Origin of the sequence: Luteolibacter sp. Y139, from assembly GCF_038066715.1 — a bacterium.
In the GTDB taxonomy this organism is placed as follows: Bacteria; Verrucomicrobiota; Verrucomicrobiia; order Verrucomicrobiales; family Akkermansiaceae; genus Haloferula; species Haloferula soli.
In genome coordinates, this window is sequence record NZ_JBBUKT010000006.1 from 294,799 (window position 1) to 316,385 (window position 21,587).

At 61.9% G+C, this 21,587-nt stretch carries 23 protein-coding genes and 1 tRNA gene; 13 read left to right on the forward strand and 11 right to left on the reverse strand.

The features are described from left to right. Positions 1-37 precede the first annotated feature (37 nt). The 4 genes from WKV53_RS16720 to WKV53_RS16735 all read left to right on the forward strand — a co-directional run bounded on the left by WKV53_RS16720 (position 38) and on the right by WKV53_RS16735 (position 3,812). Positions 38-262 carry a hypothetical protein gene (locus tag WKV53_RS16720; protein ID WP_341405920.1) on the forward strand — a complete coding sequence of 75 codons (225 nt, stop codon included), beginning with the start codon at positions 38-40 and terminating at the stop codon, positions 260-262. A gap of 60 nt (positions 263-322) precedes the next feature. Further along, positions 323-1,930 (forward strand): c-type cytochrome domain-containing protein, encoded by a 1,608-nt coding sequence (locus tag WKV53_RS16725; RefSeq protein WP_341405921.1) that lies wholly within the window; start codon positions 323-325, stop codon positions 1,928-1,930. Positions 1,931-2,011: 81 nt separating this feature from the next. After that, positions 2,012-2,788: a hypothetical protein gene (locus WKV53_RS16730; RefSeq protein WP_341405922.1), complete on the forward strand. Its 777-nt coding sequence runs from the start codon at positions 2,012-2,014 to the stop codon at positions 2,786-2,788. Then, positions 2,781-3,812 carry a site-2 protease family protein gene (locus tag WKV53_RS16735; RefSeq protein WP_341405923.1) on the forward strand — a complete coding sequence of 344 codons (1,032 nt, stop codon included), beginning with the start codon at positions 2,781-2,783 and terminating at the stop codon, positions 3,810-3,812. The genes WKV53_RS16730 and WKV53_RS16735 overlap by 8 nt, the downstream gene beginning before the upstream one ends. Positions 3,813-3,816: 4 nt before the next feature. On the opposite strand, the gene ligA is transcribed toward WKV53_RS16735, so the two are convergent. From ligA to WKV53_RS16750, 3 genes are read right to left on the reverse strand one after another with little or no spacing between them, the layout of a single operon-like run. Continuing rightward, positions 3,817-6,078: an NAD-dependent DNA ligase LigA gene (gene ligA, locus WKV53_RS16740; RefSeq protein ID WP_341405924.1), complete on the reverse strand. Its 2,262-nt coding sequence runs from the start codon at positions 6,076-6,078 to the stop codon at positions 3,817-3,819. Between the two features lie 55 nt (positions 6,079-6,133). After that, positions 6,134-7,204, reverse strand: a complete 1,071-nt coding sequence (locus tag WKV53_RS16745) for a hypothetical protein (RefSeq protein WP_341405925.1) — start codon at positions 7,202-7,204, stop codon at positions 6,134-6,136. 26 nt (positions 7,205-7,230) lie between these two features. Continuing rightward, entirely contained in the window at positions 7,231-7,728 is a 498-nt protein-coding gene (locus WKV53_RS16750; RefSeq protein WP_341405926.1) for a hypothetical protein, read from the reverse strand. 158 nt (positions 7,729-7,886) lie between these two features. On the opposite strand from WKV53_RS16750, the gene WKV53_RS16755 reads away from it, so the two are divergent. Together WKV53_RS16755 and argS are read left to right on the forward strand one after the other, a co-directional pair. Then, positions 7,887-8,366 carry a PTS sugar transporter subunit IIA gene (locus WKV53_RS16755; RefSeq protein ID WP_341405927.1) on the forward strand — a complete coding sequence of 160 codons (480 nt, stop codon included), beginning with the start codon at positions 7,887-7,889 and terminating at the stop codon, positions 8,364-8,366. Between the two features lie 156 nt (positions 8,367-8,522). Beyond that, the gene (gene argS / locus WKV53_RS16760; RefSeq protein ID WP_341405928.1) at positions 8,523-10,265 is read left to right on the forward strand and encodes an arginine--tRNA ligase; all 1,743 of its coding nucleotides are present in this window, start codon (positions 8,523-8,525) and stop codon (positions 10,263-10,265) included. A gap of 11 nt (positions 10,266-10,276) precedes the next feature. On the opposite strand, the gene WKV53_RS16765 is transcribed toward argS, so the two are convergent. The 4 genes from WKV53_RS16765 to WKV53_RS16780 form a co-directional block, all read right to left on the reverse strand. Further along, positions 10,277-10,879 (reverse strand): hypothetical protein, encoded by a 603-nt coding sequence (locus WKV53_RS16765; protein WP_341405929.1) that lies wholly within the window; start codon positions 10,877-10,879, stop codon positions 10,277-10,279. Between the two features lie 150 nt (positions 10,880-11,029). Beyond that, the gene (locus WKV53_RS16770) at positions 11,030-11,245 is read right to left on the reverse strand and encodes a hypothetical protein (RefSeq protein WP_341405930.1); all 216 of its coding nucleotides are present in this window, start codon (positions 11,243-11,245) and stop codon (positions 11,030-11,032) included. A 36-nt stretch (positions 11,246-11,281) separates the two neighbouring features. After that, positions 11,282-11,965, reverse strand: coding sequence for a hypothetical protein (locus WKV53_RS16775; RefSeq protein ID WP_341405931.1), 684 nt, complete (start codon positions 11,963-11,965; stop codon positions 11,282-11,284). Positions 11,966-12,046: 81 nt separating this feature from the next. Beyond that, the gene (locus WKV53_RS16780; protein ID WP_341405932.1) at positions 12,047-12,553 is read right to left on the reverse strand and encodes a hypothetical protein; all 507 of its coding nucleotides are present in this window, start codon (positions 12,551-12,553) and stop codon (positions 12,047-12,049) included. Positions 12,554-12,792: 239 nt separating this feature from the next. Here WKV53_RS16780 and WKV53_RS16785 point away from each other — a divergent pair, with 239 nt between their 5' ends. Further along, a complete protein-coding gene (locus WKV53_RS16785) occupies positions 12,793-14,481 on the forward strand; it encodes a putative manganese-dependent inorganic diphosphatase (protein WP_341405933.1) in 1,689 nt (562 codons plus the stop codon). Between the two features lie 78 nt (positions 14,482-14,559). Here the strand turns inward: WKV53_RS16785 and WKV53_RS16790 are convergent, their stop codons facing one another. Together WKV53_RS16790 and WKV53_RS16795 are read right to left on the reverse strand one after the other, a co-directional pair. Next, positions 14,560-15,450 (reverse strand): metal ABC transporter substrate-binding protein, encoded by an 891-nt coding sequence (locus WKV53_RS16790; protein WP_341405934.1) that lies wholly within the window; start codon positions 15,448-15,450, stop codon positions 14,560-14,562. Between the two features lie 235 nt (positions 15,451-15,685). Further along, complete coding sequence (locus WKV53_RS16795) at positions 15,686-15,862, reverse strand: hypothetical protein (RefSeq protein WP_341405935.1); 177 nt, start codon at positions 15,860-15,862, stop codon at positions 15,686-15,688. 219 nt (positions 15,863-16,081) lie between these two features. On the opposite strand from WKV53_RS16795, the gene WKV53_RS16800 reads away from it, so the two are divergent. The 4 genes from WKV53_RS16800 to WKV53_RS16815 all read left to right on the forward strand — a co-directional run bounded on the left by WKV53_RS16800 (position 16,082) and on the right by WKV53_RS16815 (position 19,525). After that, positions 16,082-17,251: an aminotransferase class I/II-fold pyridoxal phosphate-dependent enzyme gene (locus WKV53_RS16800; protein ID WP_341405936.1), complete on the forward strand. Its 1,170-nt coding sequence runs from the start codon at positions 16,082-16,084 to the stop codon at positions 17,249-17,251. Positions 17,252-17,277: 26 nt separating this feature from the next. Continuing rightward, positions 17,278-18,075 carry a CAAX prenyl protease-related protein gene (locus tag WKV53_RS16805; protein ID WP_341405937.1) on the forward strand — a complete coding sequence of 266 codons (798 nt, stop codon included), beginning with the start codon at positions 17,278-17,280 and terminating at the stop codon, positions 18,073-18,075. A gap of 64 nt (positions 18,076-18,139) precedes the next feature. Then, a complete protein-coding gene (locus WKV53_RS16810; protein WP_341405938.1) occupies positions 18,140-18,991 on the forward strand; it encodes a rhomboid family intramembrane serine protease in 852 nt (283 codons plus the stop codon). 9 nt (positions 18,992-19,000) lie between these two features. Next, positions 19,001-19,525, forward strand: a complete 525-nt coding sequence (locus tag WKV53_RS16815) for a cob(I)yrinic acid a,c-diamide adenosyltransferase (RefSeq protein ID WP_341405939.1) — start codon at positions 19,001-19,003, stop codon at positions 19,523-19,525. Here the strand turns inward: WKV53_RS16815 and WKV53_RS16820 are convergent. Then, positions 19,479-19,787 (reverse strand): Smr/MutS family protein, encoded by a 309-nt coding sequence (locus WKV53_RS16820; RefSeq protein WP_341405940.1) that lies wholly within the window; start codon positions 19,785-19,787, stop codon positions 19,479-19,481. The two genes, WKV53_RS16815 and WKV53_RS16820, sit on opposite strands and share 47 nt — an antisense overlap. 123 nt (positions 19,788-19,910) lie before the next feature. On the opposite strand from WKV53_RS16820, the gene WKV53_RS16825 reads away from it, so the two are divergent. Beyond that, positions 19,911-19,985 (forward strand) — tRNA-His (locus WKV53_RS16825). Positions 19,986-20,047: 62 nt separating this feature from the next. Next, positions 20,048-20,734 carry a ribonuclease III gene (rnc, locus tag WKV53_RS16830; RefSeq protein WP_341405941.1) on the forward strand — a complete coding sequence of 229 codons (687 nt, stop codon included), beginning with the start codon at positions 20,048-20,050 and terminating at the stop codon, positions 20,732-20,734. A gap of 27 nt (positions 20,735-20,761) precedes the next feature. Here rnc and WKV53_RS16835 read toward each other — a convergent pair whose 3' ends face one another. Further along, entirely contained in the window at positions 20,762-21,586 is an 825-nt protein-coding gene (locus WKV53_RS16835) for an LpxI family protein (RefSeq protein WP_341405942.1), read from the reverse strand. Position 21,587: the final 1 nt, after the last annotated feature.

Here is a 21,587-nt window from a genome sequence, read left to right on the forward strand (position 1 = left end):
TGGTAGAACCGGGGCGTTTTTCGCGTATGATCCCGACGTGAAAAAGACCATCGCCCTGCTTTTCGCCCTGGTTTCGGGCTTCTACGTGTTCTTCGCCTCGTGGATTCCGGATCCTCTGCCGTTCCTCGACGAGGCGACGGCCCTGGTGATTTTCGTGAAGTCGATGAGCGTGCTGGGCTTTGATTTGACGAGATTTGTTCCATTTTTGGGAAAGAAAACGAAGCCCGAGGGTAAAACCGGTGGGCCGGTTGTTGATGTTTGAGAATTCCCGATTTCCTGCGCAATAGCTGTCCCCGCGCCACCGTAGAGCACCCGCCCGCCCATGACCGACTCTGAGACTCCGCGACGTTCCGTTACCGGCCCTATTTTCCTGACCCTCTGCGGGTTGTTGGTGATCGCCGCCCTTGCGTCCGTGCCCTTTGTGGCGGGCCCGCCGCCGGAGGATGGCTTGCCGGACATGGCGAGGTTCCTGGGGCACTTCCATCCGGTTTTCCTGCACTTGCCGATCGGCATGCTGCTGCTGGTGCTGGTGCTGGAGATCGGCCACTTCATCCCGCGGAACCGCGCCGGCTACTCGACGCGGATGGCGATGTTCTTCGCTGCGGCATCCGCCGTGGTTGCCACCATCCTCGGACTCCTGCTTTACTACGGTGCGGGCACTTATCGCGATGAGATCGCCCAGCGCCACCTTTACGGCGGCATCATCTTCTCCTGCGGCATGGTCGCGGCCTTTGTCGTGAAGGTCTGGGTCGACATGGCGGCGGGCAAGGGGACCTGGCTCTACTGGATCCTGCTGCTCGGCAGCACGGGCGTGATGGGATTGGCCGCGCATGACGGGGGTTCACTAACCCACGGTCCTGAATATCTTACCACCTACGCCCCCAATTCCGTCCGCAAGATGATCGGCTTGCCGGAAAAGGCGGAGAAGAAGAGCAAGGGTAAGAAGCCCGAATTGGCTGCCGCTCCTGGCGATGGGGAGAAGCCTACGGCTCCCAAGGCTGCCGCGGTTCAAACCTCCGGAGATCCGGTGGTGTATACCGGTATCATCAACCCGATCCTGGAGCAGAAGTGCTACGGCTGCCACAGCGCCGATCAGAAGGTGAAGGGCAAGTATCGCATGGAGGAATATGACCTCCTCGTGAAGGGCGGTTCGGAAGGCGATGGCATTGTCCATGGCAAGTCCAAGGACAGCAATATCGTCGTCCGCGTCGAACTCCCGATGGACGAGGACGAGCACATGCCGCCCTCGGACAAGAAAGATCTCCAACTCGGTGCGCATGAGATCACACTCATCAAGTGGTGGATCGACAGCGGCGCCTCGAAGGATGCGAAGCTTTCCGAGCTCAAGCCAACCGACGAAATCAAGGCGGCGATCGCGAAGCTGGTGCCACCTGAAGTACTGGCGCAGCAGAAGGCTGCGGCCGAGCAGGAGGTCAAGCAGGCCGCCGAGAAGCGCGACTCCGTGAAGGCCGACGTCGAGCGTCTGCGCAAGGAATTCCCGGCCGCGCTCAACTTCGAATCACAGGCCTCCAGTGGTCTCGTCTTCACCGCGGTCAGCATGCGCAAGGACTTCGGCGACGCTGATCTGGCCAAGCTCCAGCCGGTGATGCCGGCAATGGTATCGCTCGATCTCTCGGCCAGCACAGTGACCGACAACAGCGCGAAGATCATCGCCGGTGCGGCTGAACTGAAGTCGCTGCGTCTAGCCGAGACGGCGGTGACCGATGCGGTGTTGGAATCGGTGGCGAAGCTGCCCAAGCTGGAGTCGCTCAACCTCTACGGCACCCAGGTGACGAACGAGGGGATCCTCAAGCTGGGCGAGCTGAAAAATCTCAAGAAGCTCTACCTGTGGCAGACCAAGGTCGATGCCGCTGGAGTTGAGGCGTTCAAGGCGAAGCTGCCGGGCTGCGAGGTCGTGATGGGACTGTAAGTGCCGACATCCATGAGGTGTCGGCCGGAGAGATGACATCGCTCGACAAGCGGAGATGGCTTGTCTTATCTCCCGCCAGCGATGAACGATCCTCTCCAGTTTGATCATGCAGAACTCGCCAACCCGTCCGCATGTGGCGCCTGCAAGTCGGCTCTCGGCCCGTCCTATTTTCAAGCGGCGGGTCAGATGCTTTGCGGCAATTGCGCCGAAGGATTCCGCAAGGCATTGGCGGGAAATGGATCGCGCGGCGGACGCGTCGTGAAAGCGACTTTGCTGGGATTGCTGGCCGGAGCTGTGGGCGCGGCGATCTACTATGGAGTGCTCGCCTTGACCGGCTACAACGTCGGGCTGGTGGCGATCGTGGTCGGCATGCTGGTCGGCCGCGCGGTGCGTCGTGGTTCGGGAAATCGCGGAGGGCTCGGGTATCAATTCCTCGCTGCGGGCATCACCTATTTCGCAATCGCCGCTACCTACGTGCCGACGGCGCTCAAGGAGATCGCGGAGACGTCGGGATCCGGCCAGGTCGAGGCCGTGTCCGGGACGACCGAAGGGATTACTACCGATGGAAAGGCTGCGAAAGCGCCCGCGACCCAGCCCGAGGCAGCTACTGCTGAAACGAACAAAACCGTTCCCACGGGAGAGGAGGAGATTTCTCCGGTCCTGGCCATCATTGCCTTGGTCGGACTCACGTTGGCCTTGCCGATCCTGGCGGCGTTTGGCGGTGGCGTCATTTCGTTGCTGATCGTCGGCTTTGGCGTGTGGGAGGCTTGGCGACTGAACAAGCGCATCAAGATCGACATCACCGGACCGCACGAATTGGCCTCGCAGCCTCCGTCCCTGCCTGCTGCCCATGGTTGATCCACTCGCACCGACGGCGAATCGATGCGGCGGCTGCGCGAGCGAGGTGGCGACCGGGCTTCTTGCGTGCCCGGGATGTGGCGCGCTGGTTCATGCGGTGGAGCTGAAGAGCCTGGCGGCTGAAGCGTCTTCAGCCGCGACGCCATTGGACGCGCTAACACGCTGGCGGCGTGCGTTGGAGTTGCTGCCCGCGAATACGAGGCAGCATGCCGCCGTGCGGGAGCGGATCGAAGCGCTCACCCGCGAGGTCGACCAAGGGCCTGTGGAGGTGAAGCCGTCTGAGCGATCCACGGCTCCCAGAAAGAAAGGGCTCGCTGGGGTATTGGTCGCGATCGGCGCGGTGCTTCTGAAGTTCAAGTCGCTGCTCATCCTCCTGCTGACGAAGGGCAAGCTGCTGCTGCTCGGGTTGACGAAGGGCAGCACCTTCATTTCGATGTTCGCCGCATTCGGCGTGTATTGGACGATGTTCGGATGGAAGTTCGCGGCCGGTCTCGTGCTCTCGATTTACGTCCACGAGATGGGACACGTGTGGATGCTGAGGAAATTCGGCATCCAGGCCAGTGCGCCGATGTTCATTCCAGGGCTCGGTGCTGTTGTGCGGCTCAAGCAGCAATTGCCAACGGCTCCTGAGGACGCACGCGTTGGCTTGGCCGGACCCGTATGGGGCTTTGCTGCGGCGCTGGTTTGCTGGCTGTTTTCAATCGGGTTTCATTCGCCGCTCTTCGCTGCGCTGGCGCATGTGGGGGCGTGGATCAATCTCTTCAACCTGACGCCGGTATGGCAGCTCGATGGCTCGCGAGCCTTCCGCTCGCTTACCCGGGTGCATCGATGGATCGCCGTCGCGGGAGTGGCTGCTTCGTTCGCGTTCTCGCGTGAGCCTTGGCTGCTGCTGATCCTTGCGGTCGGTGCCTTCCGGGCCTTTGAAAAGGACGTGACCGAGGAGCCTGATACCCAGGCATTGGGAGAATATCTGTTCCTAATCGTGGCGCTCTCCGCGCTGACGATGGTGTCCGCGAACGTGTGATTTCCTAGCCGAGCAAGGCGGCAAGATCCTCCTCGCCGATCACCTTCACGCCGAGCTTCTCCGCCTTGTCGCGCTTCGAGCCGCCACCTTCGCCCGCGAGCACGTAGTCGGTTTTCGCCGAGACCGATCCCGAGACCTTCGCGCCTTTGGATTCGAGGTAGCTCTTCATTTCATCCCGGTCCATCGAGAGCGTTCCGGTGATGACGAAGGTCTTGCCGGTGAGTGGCAGGGAGGAAAGGTCGGCCTCGGCTGGCTTCGGTGCGTAGTTGCCGGAAGCCGGGTGAATGGCGAGTTCCTCCATTTTCTCGATCACGTGCTTGCCCGCCTCGGATGCGAAGAACGAGGTGACGCTTTCCGCAACCACGGTCCCGGCGTCTGGGGACAGGCGATAGGGGGCAAGCTCTCTGGCACCTTCATCAATCCTGGCCTTGAGTTCGTCGTGCTGCTTCTGACGCGCCTGCTTGTCCTCGTCGTCGGCAGGAGGAAGCTCCTTGTTCTTGGGCGACACGATTTTCCGCTCTGACTCCCATCGTGAAATGTCGGCGACTTTCTGGAGGATCGGGCTCGAAGCAACAGCGACGAGATCGGGGTGAAGGCGGGCAAGTTCCTTCGATGCCGATTCTCCGACCTGGCGGATCCCCATGGCGTAGAGCCAGCGATCGAGCGGCTTTTCCTTCGCGCGCTCCAGAGCTTCGATGACCTTGGTGGCGTTCTTCTCACCGAAGCGCCGCGGTTCTTCATCGGTGCCGAGGTTGAGGTTGGCGAGTTGCTCCGCCTCCAGCGCGAAGAGATCGAGGGGCGTGCGGCAGAGGCCGCGATTGACCAACGCATCTGCGACCGTCTCGCCGACACCCTCGATATCGAGCGCCTTGCGGGATGAGAACTGCTTGATCTTCGACCGTGCCTGGGCGGGACACTCGAAGTTCGAGCAGCGCCAGGCGACGAAGCCTTCTTCCTTCGCGACCGGACCGCCGCATGAGGGGCACTTGCCGCCGATGTGATCCAGTAGCGAAAAGGGTTTTGAACCGGGTGAACGCTTCTCCGTTATCACCCTAACAACCGCGGGAATGATCTCGCCGGCCTTCTCCACGATCACCGTGTCGCCGAGGCGGATGTCCTTGCGCTGGATTTCTTCTTCATTGTGCAGGGTCGCCCGGGAAACGGTGGTGCCGGAAACGAAGACCGGCTCCAGTTCCGCGACGGGTGTTAGAACCCCGGTTCGCCCTACCTGCACGGTGATGTCCTTGAGCAGGGTTTCCTTCTGTTCCGGCAGGAACTTGTAGGCAGCGGCCCAGCGCGGCGCGCGGGACGTATAGCCGAGTTTCTCACGTTCAGCGCGGGACAGGACCTTCACCACCGCACCATCCGTGCCGTAGCCGAGGTCGTGGCGCTCGGTATCGATCCGTCGCACGGCGTCCAGCAGGTTCTCCAGCGTTTCCGCGGTTTTGATCGGGTGGTTGCGCGGGATGCCGGTGGCATCGAGCAAGGCATGGAACTCCTGTTCGGTCGCAAGCTCCGGCCCATCATAGGCACCGAGGCCGTGGGCAAGGAACGCAAGCGGGCGATTCGCCACCATCTTCGGATCGAGCTGCTTGAGCGTGCCCGCGGTGGCATTGCGGGGATTGACGAAGGTGGGAAGGCCCGCCTCGTCGCGCTCGGCATTCATTGCGGCGAAGGCTTCATTCGGCATGAAGATCTCGCCGCGCACCTCGAGAAGAGAAGGGAAAGATCCAGCCAGTGTCAGCGGCACGGCGCGGATGGTCCGGACGTTATTCGTGATGTCATCGCCGGTGGTGCCGTCGCCGCGGGTGGCGGCGTAGGCGAGCTTGCCGTCGCGATAGACGAGCGACACTGCCACGCCGTCGATCTTCGGCTCCACGGTCACGGCGACGTGCTCGCGGCCGAGGTTTTTCTGCAGACGTTTGTAAAAGTCGATCAGCTCGGCCTCAGCCACGAAGCCCTCCTGCGGTTCGTCCGTGGGCTTGAGCTCGAAGACGTCATCGATGCTGAGCATCGGCACGAGGTGGCGGACCTGCTGGAAGCTTTCGAGCGGGGCGCCGCCGACGCGACGGGTGGGCGAGTTCTCGTCATCGAACTCAGGGTGCTTGGCTTCAAGAGCCTCCAGTTCGCGGAACAGCTTGTCGTATTCAGCATCGGAGATTTCCGGCGCGGCATCGAGGTAGTAGAGCCGGTTGTGGCGCTCGAGTTCGGTGCGCAGTTCGAGGATGCGGGTTTCCGGGGCGGGCTGGTCGAAGAGGTCGTCCATGGACGGCGGCAAGCTCACTCGATCTTTCCGGCGCGGGAAAGCGGTAAGATTCGGGTCACTTTGATAGCGGCCCGGCGAGCTGGTCATCCAGCGGCTGGTCGCCGAGGGCCCACTCGTCGGAAAGCACGCGGGTGATCTCGAATTGGCGGCGGTCGCTGCCGTCGGTGTGGCGGATCTTCAGGGTCATGCGCTGGAGTCCGCCTTGGGCCCGGCGCTCGGTGCGGTTCATGGTGCTGACCAAGGCGGCGTGCTGCGGCGTGCCGCGCGCGACGTAGCCGAAGATCAGCGTTTCGTGGTCGGGCGAGGGCAGCGCGAAGCAGGCCCATGACTGCTCATCCCGATAGATGCCATTGTAGTAGTTGTCCGGGATGACCTGGACGCGGACGGTGGCTTCTTCCGGAGATCCCTTGAGGATCTGGTCCCACGAGGGATGAACGTAGCGAGCGTAGCCATCGAAGTCGACGCGCCACTGCTGGTTGGCGTCCGGCGAGAGGAAGGCGATGCGGTTGCCACCTTTCGAGAAGGTGACGAGCACGCTTTCCAAGCGGGCCGTGCGGCTGTCGATAGGGCGCAGGTATCGGACCGAGCGGACCTTGCCATCCGCGGCTTCCAGTGCGGCCATCCTGGTGACGATTTCGTCAGGGCTGAGGCTGCTGCTGCGGATCAGCGGATCGAGATCGCGGGGGGTACGAGCGGCCAGAAAGGCGGTCACGGACTTCTCCATTTCCGCCGGCTCGGGAGCCGGCAGATGGGAAGCGGTAACGGGGGTGCCGAATTGGATGGTCTTCGGTCCCTTGGGTCCGCCGCCACCACTGAACCACCACAGCACGGCCGCTGCTGCGGTGGCCCCGATGAACATGCACGTGCAGCCGAAGAAAAAGATCGCTGCCGCGGTGACGTAGCGGATGGGCAGGCGCTCGTCCGTGGTCTTGATCATGCGGCCGACCTGCCCCATCGACGGGGCCGCGCCGATGCCGGTCTCGCGAGCATTCTTCCGCTTGGCCGTCTGAAAGCCCAAGCCCTTCCTCATCTTCGACAGGGACCACGGGCGGAAGCTGCCCGCCGAGGCCTTGGTCTTCACCTTCTGATGGCCGAGTCCGTCGCGAGGGGGCTTATTGCTACTCATGAGGGAGGGGAGGGAAGGTCGGGCGGCTAGCGCGGATACACCGTGATCCGATAGGGATCATAGCGGTCATCCGGCCGGAAGAGCCAGCCTGGATTCCGGTTCACCACCTCGTAGCCGGTCAGCATGAATTCCGGGAGGAATTGGTTGCTGTTCGGGTCGTAGGCCTCCTTGCCGGTGAGGTAGCCATTCAGGCGGTACTCGAAATTCTGGTCGTAGCCGTAGCGCTGGCCGTCCGGGCCATTCTCCGGCAGGCGGTCAGGCTGGCGCTTCTTGTCCTCGCGGACGATGATCAGCTTGGCCTTGTCCCATCCCTGGCGCGGACGTTTCAGATAGCCCCAGAAGCGGGTCTTTTGCACGTAGTAGCGGCGTCCGTAGAAGAAGTCTCCGGTCGGTTCGCTGGCGATTGCCGCCTTGCGTTCCTCAATGGTGGCGGGGCCGCCCATGTTACCGCTGCCCATCGTTCCGCCGCATTGGCAAAGCACTACCGTTCCTAGAACCATCAACGCGCGCAAAGTCCAACTCATGGGCCGGGAGGCTAGGGAACCGGTGGTGGCCTCCGCAAGCGCCAATCCCGCCGCCGCAGTGCTGGAAACCGGCCCGAAAACCGCTTGCAAATCCCTTTCCGGCTCGTTACCTCCGGCGCCCCCCGGGAGAGCGATAGTCTCTACACGAATCGAAACGCATGAAGTTGGCCAACCTGCTTACCCCCGAAAGAATCATCCTAGAGATGACTGCCGGGGAGCATTGGCCCACCATCGTGGAGCTGATTGACCAGCTTGTGTCCTGCTCGGCGCTGCCGGGAGAGATGCGTGAGGAGATTCTCGCCGCGCTGAAGATCCGCGAAGAGCAGGTGAGCACTGGAGTCGGGCACGGCGTTGCCATTCCGCATGCCTTTTCCGAGAAGCTCGACAAGGTGATCACCATCTTCGGGCGTTCCAAGGCGGGCATCGATTTCGAGTCGCTGGACGGCAAGCCGGTCCACTTCGTGATCCTGTTCCTGGTGCCGAAGAAGGACTACCACCTGCACCTGCAGACGCTGGCGGCGATCGCCAAGATGTTCACGAACGCCGAGATCCGACGACGACTTGGCGAGGCTGGCTGCCACCAGGAGATCCTCGATATCTTCGCTGGCAAGCCGCCGAAGGCCGCCGGGATGGCTTGATCGGAGCCGCCGGGTGAGCCAAGCGCCTGCCTTTTGCAGAGGCAGGGAGTCCGCCCGATCTGTCTTTTTGTGGTTATCAGGACCAATGTCCTCTTTCTAAAACACTCTGCACTTGGCGTCCCCGGCGTCTTGGCGGTGAATCCATCCCTCTTTCCCATGACCCTGATCCAGGACCTCGAATCCCGCTTGTCCGCCGCCTTCCAGCAAGTGCTCGGTGAAACCGTTGACGCGCCCGTGGTGGCCGCGGCCGACCTGCGTTTCGGCGACTACCAGAGCAATGCCGCGATGGCGCAGGCCAAGCAGCGCAAGACGAACCCGCGCGCGCTGGCCGAGCAGGTGATTGCGGCCTTGGATCTGGGTGACGTTGGCACCGCTGACATCGCCGGTCCCGGATTCATCAATTTCAAGATCAGCCCCGCGACCTTCGCCGCACGTGCCCAGGCCCAGCTTGCGGACGCCCGGCTCGGCGTGCCGGACATTGGTGCCGGCAAGACGGTAGTCGTTGATTTCTCGGCGCCGAACGTGGCGAAGCCGATGCATGTGGGGCACATCCGGTCGACCATCATCGGTGACTCGCTGGCGCGGATCTCGCGTTTCCTCGGCTTCACGGTCATCACCGATAACCACATCGGGGACTGGGGCACGCAGTTCGGCATGATCCTTCATGGCTGGAAGACGCTGCTCAATGAGGAGGCGCTTGCCACTGATCCGATTGCGGAGTTGCTGCGTGTTTATCGGGATGTCAATGCGACCAAGGAGCAGCCCGGCGTGCTGGATACTTGCAAGGCCGAGCTGGTGAAGCTTCAGGCCGGTGACCCCGAGAACCTCGCGATCTGGCAGCGCTGCATCGATGTCTCGAAGGCTGGCCTACAGAAGATCTACGACCGGCTCGATATCCATTTCGACCACTGGCTCGGTGAGAGCTACTTCAATGACCGCCTGCCAAGCCTAGTCGACGAATTCCTCGAGAAGGGACTCGCTCGCGTGAGCGATGGCGCCGTGTGCGTTTTCTCCGATGAAACGAAGGCTCCGGAGGCCGATCCTTTCAAAGTGCATCGCGAGGAAGGCTGGACCGACAATCCTTCCATCATCCGGAAGGCCGATGGTGGCTTCCTCTATGCCACCACCGACCTCGCCACGCTTGAATATCGCGTGGAGCAATGGAAGGCGGACGAGATCTGGTATGTGGTCGGCGTTCCGCAGCAGCTTCACTTCCGGCAGATCTTCGATGCTGCGCATCGCTGGGGGAAGCAGGGCGAGTTCCGCCACATCGCCTTTGGATCCATCCTCGGTGAGGATCGGAAGTTGATGCGGACTCGCTCGGGTGAAAACGTCGGGCTCATTGAAGTGCTTGGCGAAGCGGTCGAGCGTGCTGCGGCAGCGATCGCGGAGAAGAATCCTGATTTGACTGGTGAGGAGGCGAAGGAAGTTGCCGAGATTGTCGGCATTGGCGCGGTGAAGTTTGCCGAACTCTCGCAGAACCGCCTCACCGACTACGTCTTTGCTTGGGATCGCATGCTTGCCCTGCAAGGCGACACTGCTCCGTATCTTCAATACAGCCACGTCCGGATCCGCTCGATCTTCCGCAAGCTCGATGGACCCTTCGATGCTGCTGGCGTCGCTCTTCATCTGAACGAGGATGCGGAGATCCATCTCTCGCGGCTGCTTGCCCGCTTTGGTGAGATCCTGCCGCAGGTGCTGGATGATCATCGCCCGAACCTGCTTGCGAACTACCTCTTGGAACTGGCGCGCGCCTTCCACTCGTTCTTTGAGGCCTGTCCGGTTCTCAAGGCCGAGGAGCCGGTCCGCTCCAGCCGCCTTGCGCTCTGCGATTTGACCAGCCGTGTGCTCAGTACGGGACTTGGGCTGCTGGGTATCCGCTGTCCAGAGAGGATGTGATCCGTCGCGGCTTAGCGGCTTGTTCTCCTTCTGCGCACCCTTGTGCAGAGGGCGAACGCTGCAGCCATGAATGAAGCCGCCGAAGGTTCAGGAACCGGGATGGCTGCGATCGTGTACATGTTTCCAGTGGTCTGGCTCCCGTTGGCGCCCAGCACGATGGTGCCCGCGGGAAGGGTGCTGGAATAGATGGAATACGGCAGGTTGTTGCCGACAGTGAGGTTGTTGATCCCAATATCCGTGAAGCCAAGTTGCGCGAGCCACGGCATGGAAGCCATGGGCTGGCTGACCCTGTCATCGATGAACAGGAACACCTTCGCCTGAGTGGCAAGGGTGACGGACAATTGGTAGTCCGCTTTCGCGATATCACCGATGTCCGTCTGGATGTAGTCGGCATCCATCAGGTAAGTCGGAAGGGTGCCGTAGGTGAAATTCGTGTTGGCGTTGGCGTAGTAGTGGAAGCCGGGCCTGAGGCTGGCGGCATTCACAATCTCAGAAACCGCAGGATTCAGATCGCCGCCATCAAGGCGCGTGACGGAAGCAATGGTTGCCGAGTTCGCCACTTGGGCCGCGATGAGAGGCGACAGTAGGGTCAGGGCTGTCAGGGTTGTTTTCATCGAAATGGCAGTCTCGGGCTTGTAGGTTGATGCGCGTTCTCCAAAAACGAGGGCGCGCCGGAGCCGGGCGATTCGGAACCGTAAGTGCTTGGTCAACAAGGTGACCACTCCCACACAGGGGTTACTTTGGAAGGCTCGGATGGGGCGTGCCTAAGCCTGATGGAAAACGGGCGCCATTATGTCCGTGGGATGGGAGGCGGAGGCGGTCTCGATGCCGCTGATGGCCTTCTTCTGGAGATGCTCGGCAAAGGCGTCCGCGCCGCACTGATCCCACACGAGCTTCCAGCCTTTCCAGCCTCCGGCGATGCCTTCGAGGAATCCCAAGTAGTCACCTTCCTGGAGCTTCGCCACGGGCGGATCTTCCATCGCTTTCAGTCCTTCGAAATCGGAGCCCAGTCCGTATTAATTCGAGAGATTGTGCGGGGAGCTTGATCCCAGATACCTGTGTGCGAACTCGACCTGTATCCGGTTGAGCTTAACTGCCGGCCGGAGATTCTGGAGAAGTCCGATGCCCTCCTCAATCGTCTCCACCCGCTTGTGGTGGAGCAGCAGGGCAAGGGCGAACAATCCGGTACGGCCGTGTCCTTGGGCGCAGTGGACAAAGGCACGGCCTGCCGCGGCTTGCTCGACCGCGCCTCTCAACTCGGCGAGCGACGGCACTCCTGCATCAAGGATCGGCAGGCAACAGTAGCCCGGGCGAGCGCGAATTGGACGGGGTTCCTCGAATTCGGCGGTGAGGTCGACGTAGTGGTCGAATCCCTCAGGTGCTTCACTCGCCAGAAGACGTCTCCCAATCACCAGATCGTCGTCGATCTGATTGAAGGACGCTTCGCGGCTCAGCAGCCTGCACAGGTGCCAGATCGCCCAAGTGTAAGTGAGATAGGGAAGATTCAGGAGTTTGAGCGGTAAGGAGATCCTCCCGTCGCGGCCCTTCCCGAAGACCCTTGGCCCGATCCCGGCATATCCCAAGGCGACCATGCCGAAGCTCAGCGCCGACCAGAACAGAAGCCAGCGAACCCCTGGATAGAGCATGCTGCTTGCGGCCAAGACGAGGCTCATGACTCCGAAGGCGATCGCGTATTTCATCTGGGAAAGAATGTGTCCGCCTCCTCAATGCCGGCCGGGACGCCCATTGTCTGCGACAGGATGATCCAGGTTGCTTCCGTCTCAAGCCTGGTGGAATACCGCGGGGGCCGTGTCAGGAGGATGGGAGGCGGCGGCTGTCTCGATGCCGCTGATGGCCTTCTTCTGGAGATGCTCGGCAAAGGCGTCCGCGCCGCGCTGATCCCACACGAGTTTCCAGCCTTTCCAGACTCCGGCGATGCCTTCCAAGAATCCCTGGTAGTCACCTTCCTTGAGCTTCGCCACGGACGGATCTTCCATCGCCTTGAGTTCTTCGAAATCGGAGCCCAGTTCTTCATCGCCAAAAATATCTTCGTCGCCATGTGGCATCCCGAACGCGATCGCCAACCGGCTGTCGAAGTCGATCAGGTAGCCCGCTTCGGCGAACGCCCAATCCATCAGTTCCGTGGTCTCGGAATATGTCTTCAATGCCTCGCTGGCGTGCTCCGGTCCGCAGGCGAAGTCGTAGGTGCAGGCCACAGCGGCCCATTGGTCTTCAAAGGCGGTGGCGAGGCCATTCTGGATGACGACGAAGTTGGCGCGATTTCCCATGTCGATGAAGAGTTGTATGAGATGTAATGACGTATCTAACAGAAATGTGAATGGTGTGTCAACGGTGTCGTATGGACCTGTGGCCGGTCGATCCGGGCTCCCAGAAGGAAAGGGCTCAATTCCTCCCGCGCTAGCGACCGTTGGCCAATCCCCCCCGCTTTTCACCCCTAGCGACCCGGCATTGAGGCTTGGCAAGACAAAGTATTCACATAGGTTTCCCGCCCCTCCCCGATCCCTGTATGGAACCGCCTCGTCGCCAGCTCCCGTTTTACGTCATCGGTCACAAGAATCCCGATACGGATGCGATTTGCTCCGCCATCGGGAATGCGGCCCTGCTCCGCATCACCGGTGAGCCGAATGCCATTGCGGCCCGTTGTGGCGAGGTGCCGGCGCGGACGGCTTGGGTGCTGGAAAAGGCGGGGATCGAGACGCCGCCGCTGGTGGCGGACGTCCGCACCTCCGCCGGCATGATCTGCCGCAAGGACGTGGTGCAGGTATCGTCCACGGATACCTTCCTCGTCGCCTATCGCCGGATGCTCGCCAGCGGTGTCCGCTGCGTGCCGGTGGTGGATGGCGATGGCTCGGTCCAAGGCATCTTGCGCTACCTGGATTTGCTGGAGTTGCTGGTTCCCGGTGATGGCAGCGGCCTGCAGGCCCGGACGGTGAATGTTTCCATCGGGAAGATCGCGACGACGCTCCAAGCTGAAAGCGTGGGCGCGGAAATGCCGCCCTGCGATGTGGAGGAGGAGCTGATCCTGCTCGTCGGTGCCTCATCCCAGAACACGGTGGACCGCCGCCTCAAGCAGGCGGGCAAGGAAGGGAATGTCGGCCGCTTTTTCGTGATCTGCGGTGACCGGCCGGTGGTGCAACACTACGCGATCGAAAACGGCGCTCGAGCTTTGCTCGTCACCGGCGGCAATGGCGTCGAGCAGTCCCTGCGCGACCTCGCCCGCAAGCGCGGCGTGATCATCCTGATGTGCTCGCAGGATACCGCGAGCTGCTCCACGCTGATCCGCTGCTCACGCACGGTCCGTCACGTGATGGACAAGGACTTCGCCACGGTCTCGTCAGGCGAGCCGGTCTCACGCATGCGGAAAAGCCTCGCGCAGTTGGAGCAGGATCTTTTCCCAGTCCAGGGCCTGCATGGAGAGATGATCGGAGTGCTCTCGAAGTCCGACCTCATCGACCCGCCGCGCACCCGGCTGGCCTTGGTCGATCACAATGAATTCGCGCAAGCCGTCACCGGTGTGGAGGAGTGCGAGATCGTGGAGGTCATCGACCACCACCGCTTGGCCGGTGACCTCGTCTCACGCGAGCCGATCCGTTTCCTCAATGAGCCGGTGGGCTCCACGTCCACGCTGGTCGCGAGAAAGTTCCGCCATCGCTATCTGGAGCCGGACAAGGGCACGGCGCTGTGCCTGTGTGCGGGGATCATTGCGGACACGCTTTGCCTCACCTCGCCGACCACGGCTGAGCTCGATCATGAAATGCTCGGCTGGCTGAGCGGGCTGGCAGGAATCGATCCTGCGACCTTCAAGTCCGAGTTCTTCGCTGTCGGTTCTCTGCTGGCCACCGGCACTCCGGAGGCGATTCTCAATGCGGACCGCAAGGAATTCGATGACGAGGGGGTGAAGGTGACTATCGCCCAAGTCGAGGAACTCGGCCTGCAAGCGTTCGAGCCCCGCCGCGAGGAGCTGGAGAAGGCACTGAAGACGCTAGCCGCCGAGAACCAGTATGAACTGGCGGTGCTGGTGGTGACCGACATCGCCGAGCACCACAGCGTGGTTCTTGCTGCCGGGAATCCGCGCTTCGTTGCGAACCTGCCGTATGCCCACATCGATGGTAGCCTCTACGATGCTCCCGGTGTGGTCAGCCGGAAGAAGCAGATCTTCCCGGCTGTGTGCCAAGCGCTGAGGAAGGCGGGGTGAGGGGAGTGTAAGCACCCGAACAGCTGGCCGTAACGGACCACTCCGCACTGTCACCAGTGCGCCTACGTTAGATGCATTCTACTTTCCTAGTCCGGCCACGATCGCGGCCACATTGTGGCGCATCATTGCTTCGTAGCTTTCCGCGGTGGAGCCGTCGGCGATGAGTGGCTGGCCGAGCTTGATGCCGGTGTCCTTGGTGAGGGCTTCGAGCATCTTTGGGTTCGATTCCTTCTCCGGGAAAATCGCTCCGACTTGACGCTCCTTGAGTTTGGCTACCAGCGCGGCCAGTTTCTTCGGGTCCGGCATCTGTTCGCGACTCATGCCCTGCACCGACACCGGCTCGAAGCCGTAGTCCTTGCAGAAGTAGCCGAAGGCCGCGTGGGCGGTGGCGAGGTTGCGCTTGTCGCGGGGGATGCGGGCGATTTCCTTGCGGGTCCAGCGCTCCAGTTCATCGAGCTTGGCCCGGTAGGCGGCGGCGTTCTTTGCATAGGTCTCTGCGCCGGCAGGATCGGCCTTGGCGAAGGTGTTCGCCGTGATGGTGGCCGCCCGGCGGAACAAGTCGATGGAGTGCCACCAATGGGGATCGATCTCATGCTCATGCTCGTGGTCATGAGCGGACTCGTGCTCATCATGGTCGTGTTCGCCTTCGATCGAGGGCAGGTCCTTGCCGATCTCGATGACCTGCGCCTTGGCCCCGACGATGCCGCGGAGTGACTCCATGTAGCTCTCCAGGCCCATCCCGGAGGCGAGGTAGAGCTTGGCGTCCCCGGCTTTCTGGAGGTCGGTCGCGACCGGCTCGAAATGATGGGGATCGCCATTCTTCCCGATGAGGTCCACGACCTCGACCCGGTCGCCACCCACTTGCTTCGCCAGATCGCCGATCAGCGGGTGAAGGCTGGCCACCTTCAGATCAGCGGCGGCCAGTGGCAGCGAGAGGAGTCCGGCAAATAGTGCTGTCAGGCGACGCATGGCGGTGACTGTGGAGCGGGGTGGTGTTCATGCAAGAAAATTGCGGTATTGAATCCTTGTGAACAACTTGAGGTTCAATCAAACGATCGTCAGAGTTTTGGAACCATCGCGCTATCGATTGATGTATTCTAAATCAAAGAGATACGAGATTCAATCAGTCGCTCCAATCAAGCGATGGATTCAGCTGTTTCTTGTGAATAACCGGTGAACAACGGTGAATGGAGGTGCCAACAGGCTACTTCTTGTCGTCCACTTTGATGTCGACGTCGCCGCTGGTTTTGTCGCGCTCGACCTTGATCCCGCCGCCGGGAGTCTGGATATCGAGGACTTTTTCCTTCCGGTGGCAGGCGGTAGCTGCAAGCAGGCTAGCGGTGGCGAGAAGCAGGGTGATGGGGCGGATGGGGTTTTTCATGGTGAGGATTTGGATCGTGGGTCGGCGGAAATGTCGCCCTTTCTCATGTTAGACCCGTTTTCGCGATCGCGCCAGTGGTTGAAGAAGATGGGTCCCGGAGGGGTGGCGGGCAGAACAGTACAGGGAGCATGTTTAACCCATCTGAATCTGTTCCCCACCGTTGACGCCGTCGGCTTTCCCCCCTGAAATGCGCGCCCCCGGCAGGATCCGGGTATGTATATGGACTATTCGCAGAAAATCGCCCGTCAGATCGCAGGCATTCCCCGCTCGGGAATCCGCGATTTCTTCGAGCTCGTCCAAGGCCGTGAGGGAGTCATTTCCCTCGGCGTTGGTGAGCCCGACTTTACGACTCCTTGGCATATTCGCGAAGCCGCCATCTACGCCTTGGAGAAGGGCCATACTTCTTACACTTCCAATTTGGGCCTTCCCGCGCTGCGCAAGGCCATCGCCCGCTACGTCTCGGATTTCTTCCACGTGGACTATGACGGTCTCACCGAGGTGCTGGTCACCGTCGGTGTTTCCGAGGCCATCGACATCGCCCTGCGCGCCTTGGTCAATCCGGGCGACGAGGTGATCTACCACGAGCCGTGCTACGTCTCGTACTCGCCCAGTATCGTGATGGCCTATGGCACCGCGGTCGGCGTTCACACCAAGAAGGACGATGGCTTCTCGCTGAAGCCGGAGGCGCTGGCCAAGGTGATCACGCCGAAGAGCCGGGTGCTGATGCTGAATTTCCCGACCAATCCGACCGGCGCGACCGCGAACCGCGAGGATCTGGAGGGCATCGCCAAGCTCTGCATCGAACACGACCTCTTCGTGCTGACGGATGAGATCTACAGCGAGCTGCGCTACGATGCGAATGAGGAGCATGTCTCCATCGCGTCGCTGCCGGGCATGAAGGAGCGCACGGTGCTGCTTCATGGCTTCTCGAAGGCTTTCGCGATGACGGGCTTCCGCCTGGGCTATGCCTGTGCGCCGCAGCCGATCACCGAGGCGATGATGAAGATCCACCAGTACTCGATGCTCTGCGCGCCGATCATGAGCCAGATGGCCGCGATCGAGGCGCTGGAGAATGGAGCGCCGGAAGTTGCGAAGATGCGCGATGCCTACCATCAGCGCCGCGATTTCCTGGTGAAGCGCCTGAACCAGATGGGCCTGAGCTGTCACTCGCCGGGCGGGGCCTTCTACGTCTTCCCGGATATCCGTGAGACGGGGCTTTCCTCGAAGGAATTTGCCATGCGCCTGCTGGAAGAAGAGGGCGTCGCCGCCGTTCCGGGCAGTGCCTTCGGTGTTTCCGGTGAGGGCTTCCTCCGCTGTTGCTACGCGACCGGCTTCGATGACCTGAAGCTGGCGATGGACAAGATGGAGCGCTTCGTCGGACGACTCTAACGAACTTCACCGGGGCCCGATTTCACATGGACGAAAATCCTGATCGGGCCCCGGCTTCCCAGCTTCGGATGGAGAACTCCGATGCCTGGGTGCGGGCCCAGATCGTGCCCTTCGGGGTCTTCATGGGGTTCCTGTTGCTGTTGCAGGTCTTCAGCAGCTTGTTTGGCTGGTCGCATCCCGCGGCGCCATGGTGGAGGCACTGGCCGGAGCAGTGGATCTATCCGCTGCAGACGCTGGTGTGCCTTGTCCTGCTGGCTCGCTGGTGGAAGTACTATGAATTCCGTTGGTCGTGGAAATGGTCGATCGCGGGCGTGATCTTCGGCGCGGTGGGCATTGGGTTCTGGCTGCTGCCGACAGTGATGTATGATCGCCTCGGGCTGACCGGGGAAACGACCGGTTTGCAGAAGTGGCTGGGGCTTGCGGCGCGCACGAAGGGCTTCAATCCCGCGGAGGCGTTTGGTGACGGCACGCCGGTCTTCTGGACGGCGCTGATCATGCGCTTCGTCCGCGCGGTCGTGGTCGTGGCGCTGGTGGAGGAGATCTTGTGGCGCTCTTTCATGATGCGCTTCTCGGTGGATTGGGAAGGGGACTACTGGAAGCGGCCCTTTGGCCAGGCCTCGTGGAAATCGTATGCGATCGTCACCGGGCTGTTCATGGTGGCGCATGCGCCGGTGGATTATGCCGGAGCCTTTGTCTACGGCTCGCTGACCTACCTGCTCTGCATCTGGAGCAAGAACCTCGGCGCCTGTGTGATCATGCACGGAGTGGCGAACCTGCTGATGGGACTGTTCGCGATCGCCTACGGGAAATACGGCCTCTGGTAGGGCCGGTGGCGATGCCCTGAATTCGATTGGCGCGGTGGCGAATCGTGGGGGAGAGTCGCGATAGATGGACGAGAACGCGAGCGAGGAAGAACTGCCGGACCTGGTGCCGGTCGGCGCGTGGCCATCGCTGGGTGAGGCGCAGGAACACGCGCTGGTGGTACTGGCGATGAATCTGGAATGCTGGATTTTTCCTGCCGCTGGCCAGTATGCGTTGCTCGCTCCTCCTGCCGAGGCACCGGGGATTCACCGGGAGTTCGCGCTGTATGAAAGCGAGCAGTCCGATCGGCGGGTGCGTATCGAGCCGCCGGTCTTTCCCGCGGGCATCGAACTCGCCTTGGTGTGGGCGCTTTCGCTGCTGGTCGTTTTCTGGTGGCAGGGGCAGGACCTCTCGCTGGTGGACCGCTTCTGCAATTCTAGCAAAGCGCTCGTCGAAGGTGGGGAGTGGTGGAGGTCTTTCACCTCGCTCTTCCTGCACGCGGATGCCGGACACCTGCTGTCGAACATCGGCATCGGCGGGATCTTCTGCGTGATGGTTGCCCATACGGTTGGCGCCTGGCGTGGATGGGCGCTCATCCTTGCCGGCGGAACGTTAGGAAACTTGGCTAATGCTTGGGCACGCTATCCCACGCCCTTCGAATCGATCGGGGCCTCCAGCGCGACCTTCGCCGCAGTCGGCATCCTGACCGGAGTGGCGACCTTGCGAGCGTGGCGTTTTCATTCATTGCGGGAGCTGCGGCCGTTGATGGTGCCCTTGCTGACCGGCCTGATCGTGCTCGGCTGGTATGGCAGTGGGGGCGACGGCCCGGACGCGGCGAGGACCGACGTCGCCGGGCACGTCGCGGGCTGGACGGGTGGTTTCTTGTTAGGAGCGGCGGTACAGAAATTCGAGCGGACGAAATCCACGGATATGGTCTAAGCTCCGGGCATGAGCATCATTACCGGCCGCGGCGACGATGGCGAAACCGACCTGCTTTTCGGTCGCCGCATTTCGAAGACCTCGCAGCGCATTGAGGTATTGGGGACGGTGGATGAGCTGAATGCCGCCCTTGGTCTGGCGCGTGCCGCGGGGGCGACAGAAGAGGTCGAGGCGATCATCGACCGGGTGCAGGACTTGCTGGTGGCCTTGATGGGGCAGTTCGCCTGCCTGTCGTGCGACGAGGAGCGCTATGTCAGCGCGGGGTATGCGCGGGTGACGGAGGCGGACTTGGAGTGGATCGAGACCACGGCGCGTGATTTCGAGGCACGGGGCATTGTTTTCAAAGGGTGGGCGCGGCCAGGTGTGGAGCATTCGATGGCGAGAGCCGGGATGGACTTCGCGCGGACCATCGCCCGCCGGGCGGAACGGGCGGTGCTGAAGCACCATGATGCGGGCGGGGAGGTGTCGACGATGCTTAGGCTCTTTTTCAACCGGCTGTCGGACCTGCTGTGGATTCTGGCGCGGGCGGCCTGAGGACAACCCACGTCGCGCCCCAGCCGCCGTCGGCTGCTGGATAGTGGAATTCTGCCACCTCCGGCAACCGTCGCAGCAGGGCATGGACGCCTTCCCGGAGAGTGCCGGTGCCTTTTCCATGGATCACCCGGACGCCGTGGATCCCGAGGCGCAGGCACTCCGAGAAATACTCCGGCAGCAGGTCCCGGATCTCGGACGGGCGGAAGGTGTGCAGGTCCAGCTCATTCGTCACCGGGACCGGATGGGGTTCATCATCATCCATGGGCCCGGGATTCTCAGCTCTACCGTGCAAAATGGCGAAGGGCGAAAGACGGCATGTAAGAGCAATTTTTACCTTTGCAAGCTAGGGGGGCTTCGCGTAGTTCTCCGGCCCGCCGGTGAAATGGTGGCCGTAGTTCAATGGTAGAGCCCCAGATTGTGATTCTGGTTGTTGCGGGTTCGAGTCCCGTCGGTCACCCCACCTCTTTCTTCGGGAGCCAAGCGGCTCCGGTTTGAAGAGGCGGAAACGGGTGGTTAAGCCGTATGGAAAGCCTCGAGAGTCGCCTCGGATACAAGTTTCGTAACTCGCTTCTACTAGCCGAGGCGATGACCCATCCGAGCCTCGCTTACGAGTCTCAACGGCCCCACTTCGATAACCAGCGCTTGGAGTTCCTCGGCGATGCCGTGCTCCAGCTGATCCTCACGGAGGACCTTTACCGGATGTTCCCGGATTTCCCGGAAGGACGTCTGACCAAGCTGCGGTCGCAGCTCGTTTCACGCCGGGCGCTCGCACGCTTCGCGCTGAGCATCGACCTCGGCAGCTATGTCCTGCTCGGCAAGGGCGAGGAAGCCACGGGTGGCCGTCGCCGGATGTCCACGCTGGCGGATGGCTTCGAGGCCCTGATCGGTGCCGTCTATCTGGACATCGGCTATACCGGTGCCCGTGATCTGGTGCTGCGGCTTTTCCAATCCGAGATCGAAGCACTGGCCGGCAGCCCGGAGGAGCGGAATCCCAAGGGCGAGCTTCAGGAGTGCCTGCAGGCGATCCATCCGCAGGCCCCCAGCTACCGCATGCTCGGCGAGAGCGGTCCGGACCATCGCAAGGTTTTCCAAGCCGAGGTTTCGTGGCGTGGCTTGGTGCTCGCGGTGGGGAAAGGGAAGAGCAAGAAGGAAGCAGAAGCCCGTGCGGCCGGAGAGGCGTTGCGGACGAGGCTGTGGGAGAAGGCTTGATTTGGAAGTGCCGATCCCGGCAATCCTTCAGACTTCCTCCATCGCGTGGATGGTGATCGCGTGCTCTTGGCAAAGCCGGAAGACGGTATCCCGCTCTAACAGCAAGGTCTTGTTCGCTTCCACGGTGATCGAACCCACGCTGGCTTCGATGCAGGTTTCGATCGTGAGCGGACCCACCACGGGAACGTCGAAACGGAAATCCTGGCTGGGCTTGGAGACCTTCACGAGCATCACGTCCTTGCCGCGGCCGAGTTCGCCGCCGCGCTTGATGCAGGCATTGGTGCCTTCGAAGGCCTCGACTGCGAGCACGGTGCCGTGGCGGACGACCACGGTCTGTCCGATGTCGAGGCGGCTGGTTTCCTTGGCGATCTTGAAGCCGTAGGTGGCGTCCTCGAGCTGGCGCTTTTTGAGGACCGGGCCGCAGACGTGACCGGCCTTTGGCAGCAGGTCTTCGAGGAAGGTGGTGGCCGGGAGCAGGTGGATGTGGTCCTTGGCCAGCTCGTCGGCGATCCCGCCGAAAAGCGACTCGGCATTCCGCTGCTTCAGGCGGGCCAGCAGCATCAGGGTCCTCAGGTCGGGGCGGAGGTCGAAGAGGTTCTTCGGCGCGATCTGGCCGACCATGATCGCCTCGGTCGCCTTCTGGGACTTGAAAAACTTGATCAGCTTGCCGAGCTGGCCGACGCGGAACCAACCGGAGGCGTCGACGAGGTCGAGGAATTCGGGCTTGGTTTCGCCCTCGAAAGCGGCGGCCACCAGACGGATATCCGGGCACTTCGCGCGCGCCGCGCGGGCGAAAGTCTCGGGGTATACGCCGTTACCTGCGATAATACCAATAGTGCGTGTCTCCGCCATG

Excerpts from the sequence above, each read along its gene's own strand:
- WKV53_RS16725 (WP_341405921.1), top strand. The coding sequence starts at position 323 with ATGACCGACTCTGAGACTCCGCGACGTTCCGTTACCGGCCCTATTTTC.
- WKV53_RS16730 (WP_341405922.1), top strand. The coding sequence starts at position 2,012 with ATGAACGATCCTCTCCAGTTTGATCATGCAGAACTCGCCAACCCGTCC.
- WKV53_RS16735 (WP_341405923.1), top strand. The coding sequence starts at position 2,781 with ATGGTTGATCCACTCGCACCGACGGCGAATCGATGCGGCGGCTGCGCG.
- ligA (WP_341405924.1), bottom strand. The coding sequence starts at position 6,078 with ATGGACGACCTCTTCGACCAGCCCGCCCCGGAAACCCGCATCCTCGAA.
- WKV53_RS16745 (WP_341405925.1), bottom strand. The coding sequence starts at position 7,204 with ATGAGTAGCAATAAGCCCCCTCGCGACGGACTCGGCCATCAGAAGGTG.
- WKV53_RS16750 (WP_341405926.1), bottom strand. The coding sequence starts at position 7,728 with ATGAGTTGGACTTTGCGCGCGTTGATGGTTCTAGGAACGGTAGTGCTT.
- WKV53_RS16755 (WP_341405927.1), top strand. The coding sequence starts at position 7,887 with ATGAAGTTGGCCAACCTGCTTACCCCCGAAAGAATCATCCTAGAGATG.
- argS (WP_341405928.1), top strand. The coding sequence starts at position 8,523 with ATGACCCTGATCCAGGACCTCGAATCCCGCTTGTCCGCCGCCTTCCAG.
- WKV53_RS16765 (WP_341405929.1), bottom strand. The coding sequence starts at position 10,879 with ATGAAAACAACCCTGACAGCCCTGACCCTACTGTCGCCTCTCATCGCG.
- WKV53_RS16770 (WP_341405930.1), bottom strand. The coding sequence starts at position 11,245 with ATGGAAGATCCGCCCGTGGCGAAGCTCCAGGAAGGTGACTACTTGGGA.
- WKV53_RS16775 (WP_341405931.1), bottom strand. The coding sequence starts at position 11,965 with ATGAAATACGCGATCGCCTTCGGAGTCATGAGCCTCGTCTTGGCCGCA.
- WKV53_RS16780 (WP_341405932.1), bottom strand. The coding sequence starts at position 12,553 with ATGGGAAATCGCGCCAACTTCGTCGTCATCCAGAATGGCCTCGCCACC.
- WKV53_RS16785 (WP_341405933.1), top strand. The coding sequence starts at position 12,793 with ATGGAACCGCCTCGTCGCCAGCTCCCGTTTTACGTCATCGGTCACAAG.
- WKV53_RS16790 (WP_341405934.1), bottom strand. The coding sequence starts at position 15,450 with ATGCGTCGCCTGACAGCACTATTTGCCGGACTCCTCTCGCTGCCACTG.
- WKV53_RS16795 (WP_341405935.1), bottom strand. The coding sequence starts at position 15,862 with ATGAAAAACCCCATCCGCCCCATCACCCTGCTTCTCGCCACCGCTAGC.
- WKV53_RS16800 (WP_341405936.1), top strand. The coding sequence starts at position 16,082 with ATGGACTATTCGCAGAAAATCGCCCGTCAGATCGCAGGCATTCCCCGC.
- WKV53_RS16805 (WP_341405937.1), top strand. The coding sequence starts at position 17,278 with ATGGACGAAAATCCTGATCGGGCCCCGGCTTCCCAGCTTCGGATGGAG.
- WKV53_RS16810 (WP_341405938.1), top strand. The coding sequence starts at position 18,140 with ATGGACGAGAACGCGAGCGAGGAAGAACTGCCGGACCTGGTGCCGGTC.
- WKV53_RS16815 (WP_341405939.1), top strand. The coding sequence starts at position 19,001 with ATGAGCATCATTACCGGCCGCGGCGACGATGGCGAAACCGACCTGCTT.
- WKV53_RS16820 (WP_341405940.1), bottom strand. The coding sequence starts at position 19,787 with ATGGATGATGATGAACCCCATCCGGTCCCGGTGACGAATGAGCTGGAC.
- rnc (WP_341405941.1), top strand. The coding sequence starts at position 20,048 with ATGGAAAGCCTCGAGAGTCGCCTCGGATACAAGTTTCGTAACTCGCTT.
- WKV53_RS16835 (WP_341405942.1), bottom strand. The coding sequence starts at position 21,586 with ATGGCGGAGACACGCACTATTGGTATTATCGCAGGTAACGGCGTATAC.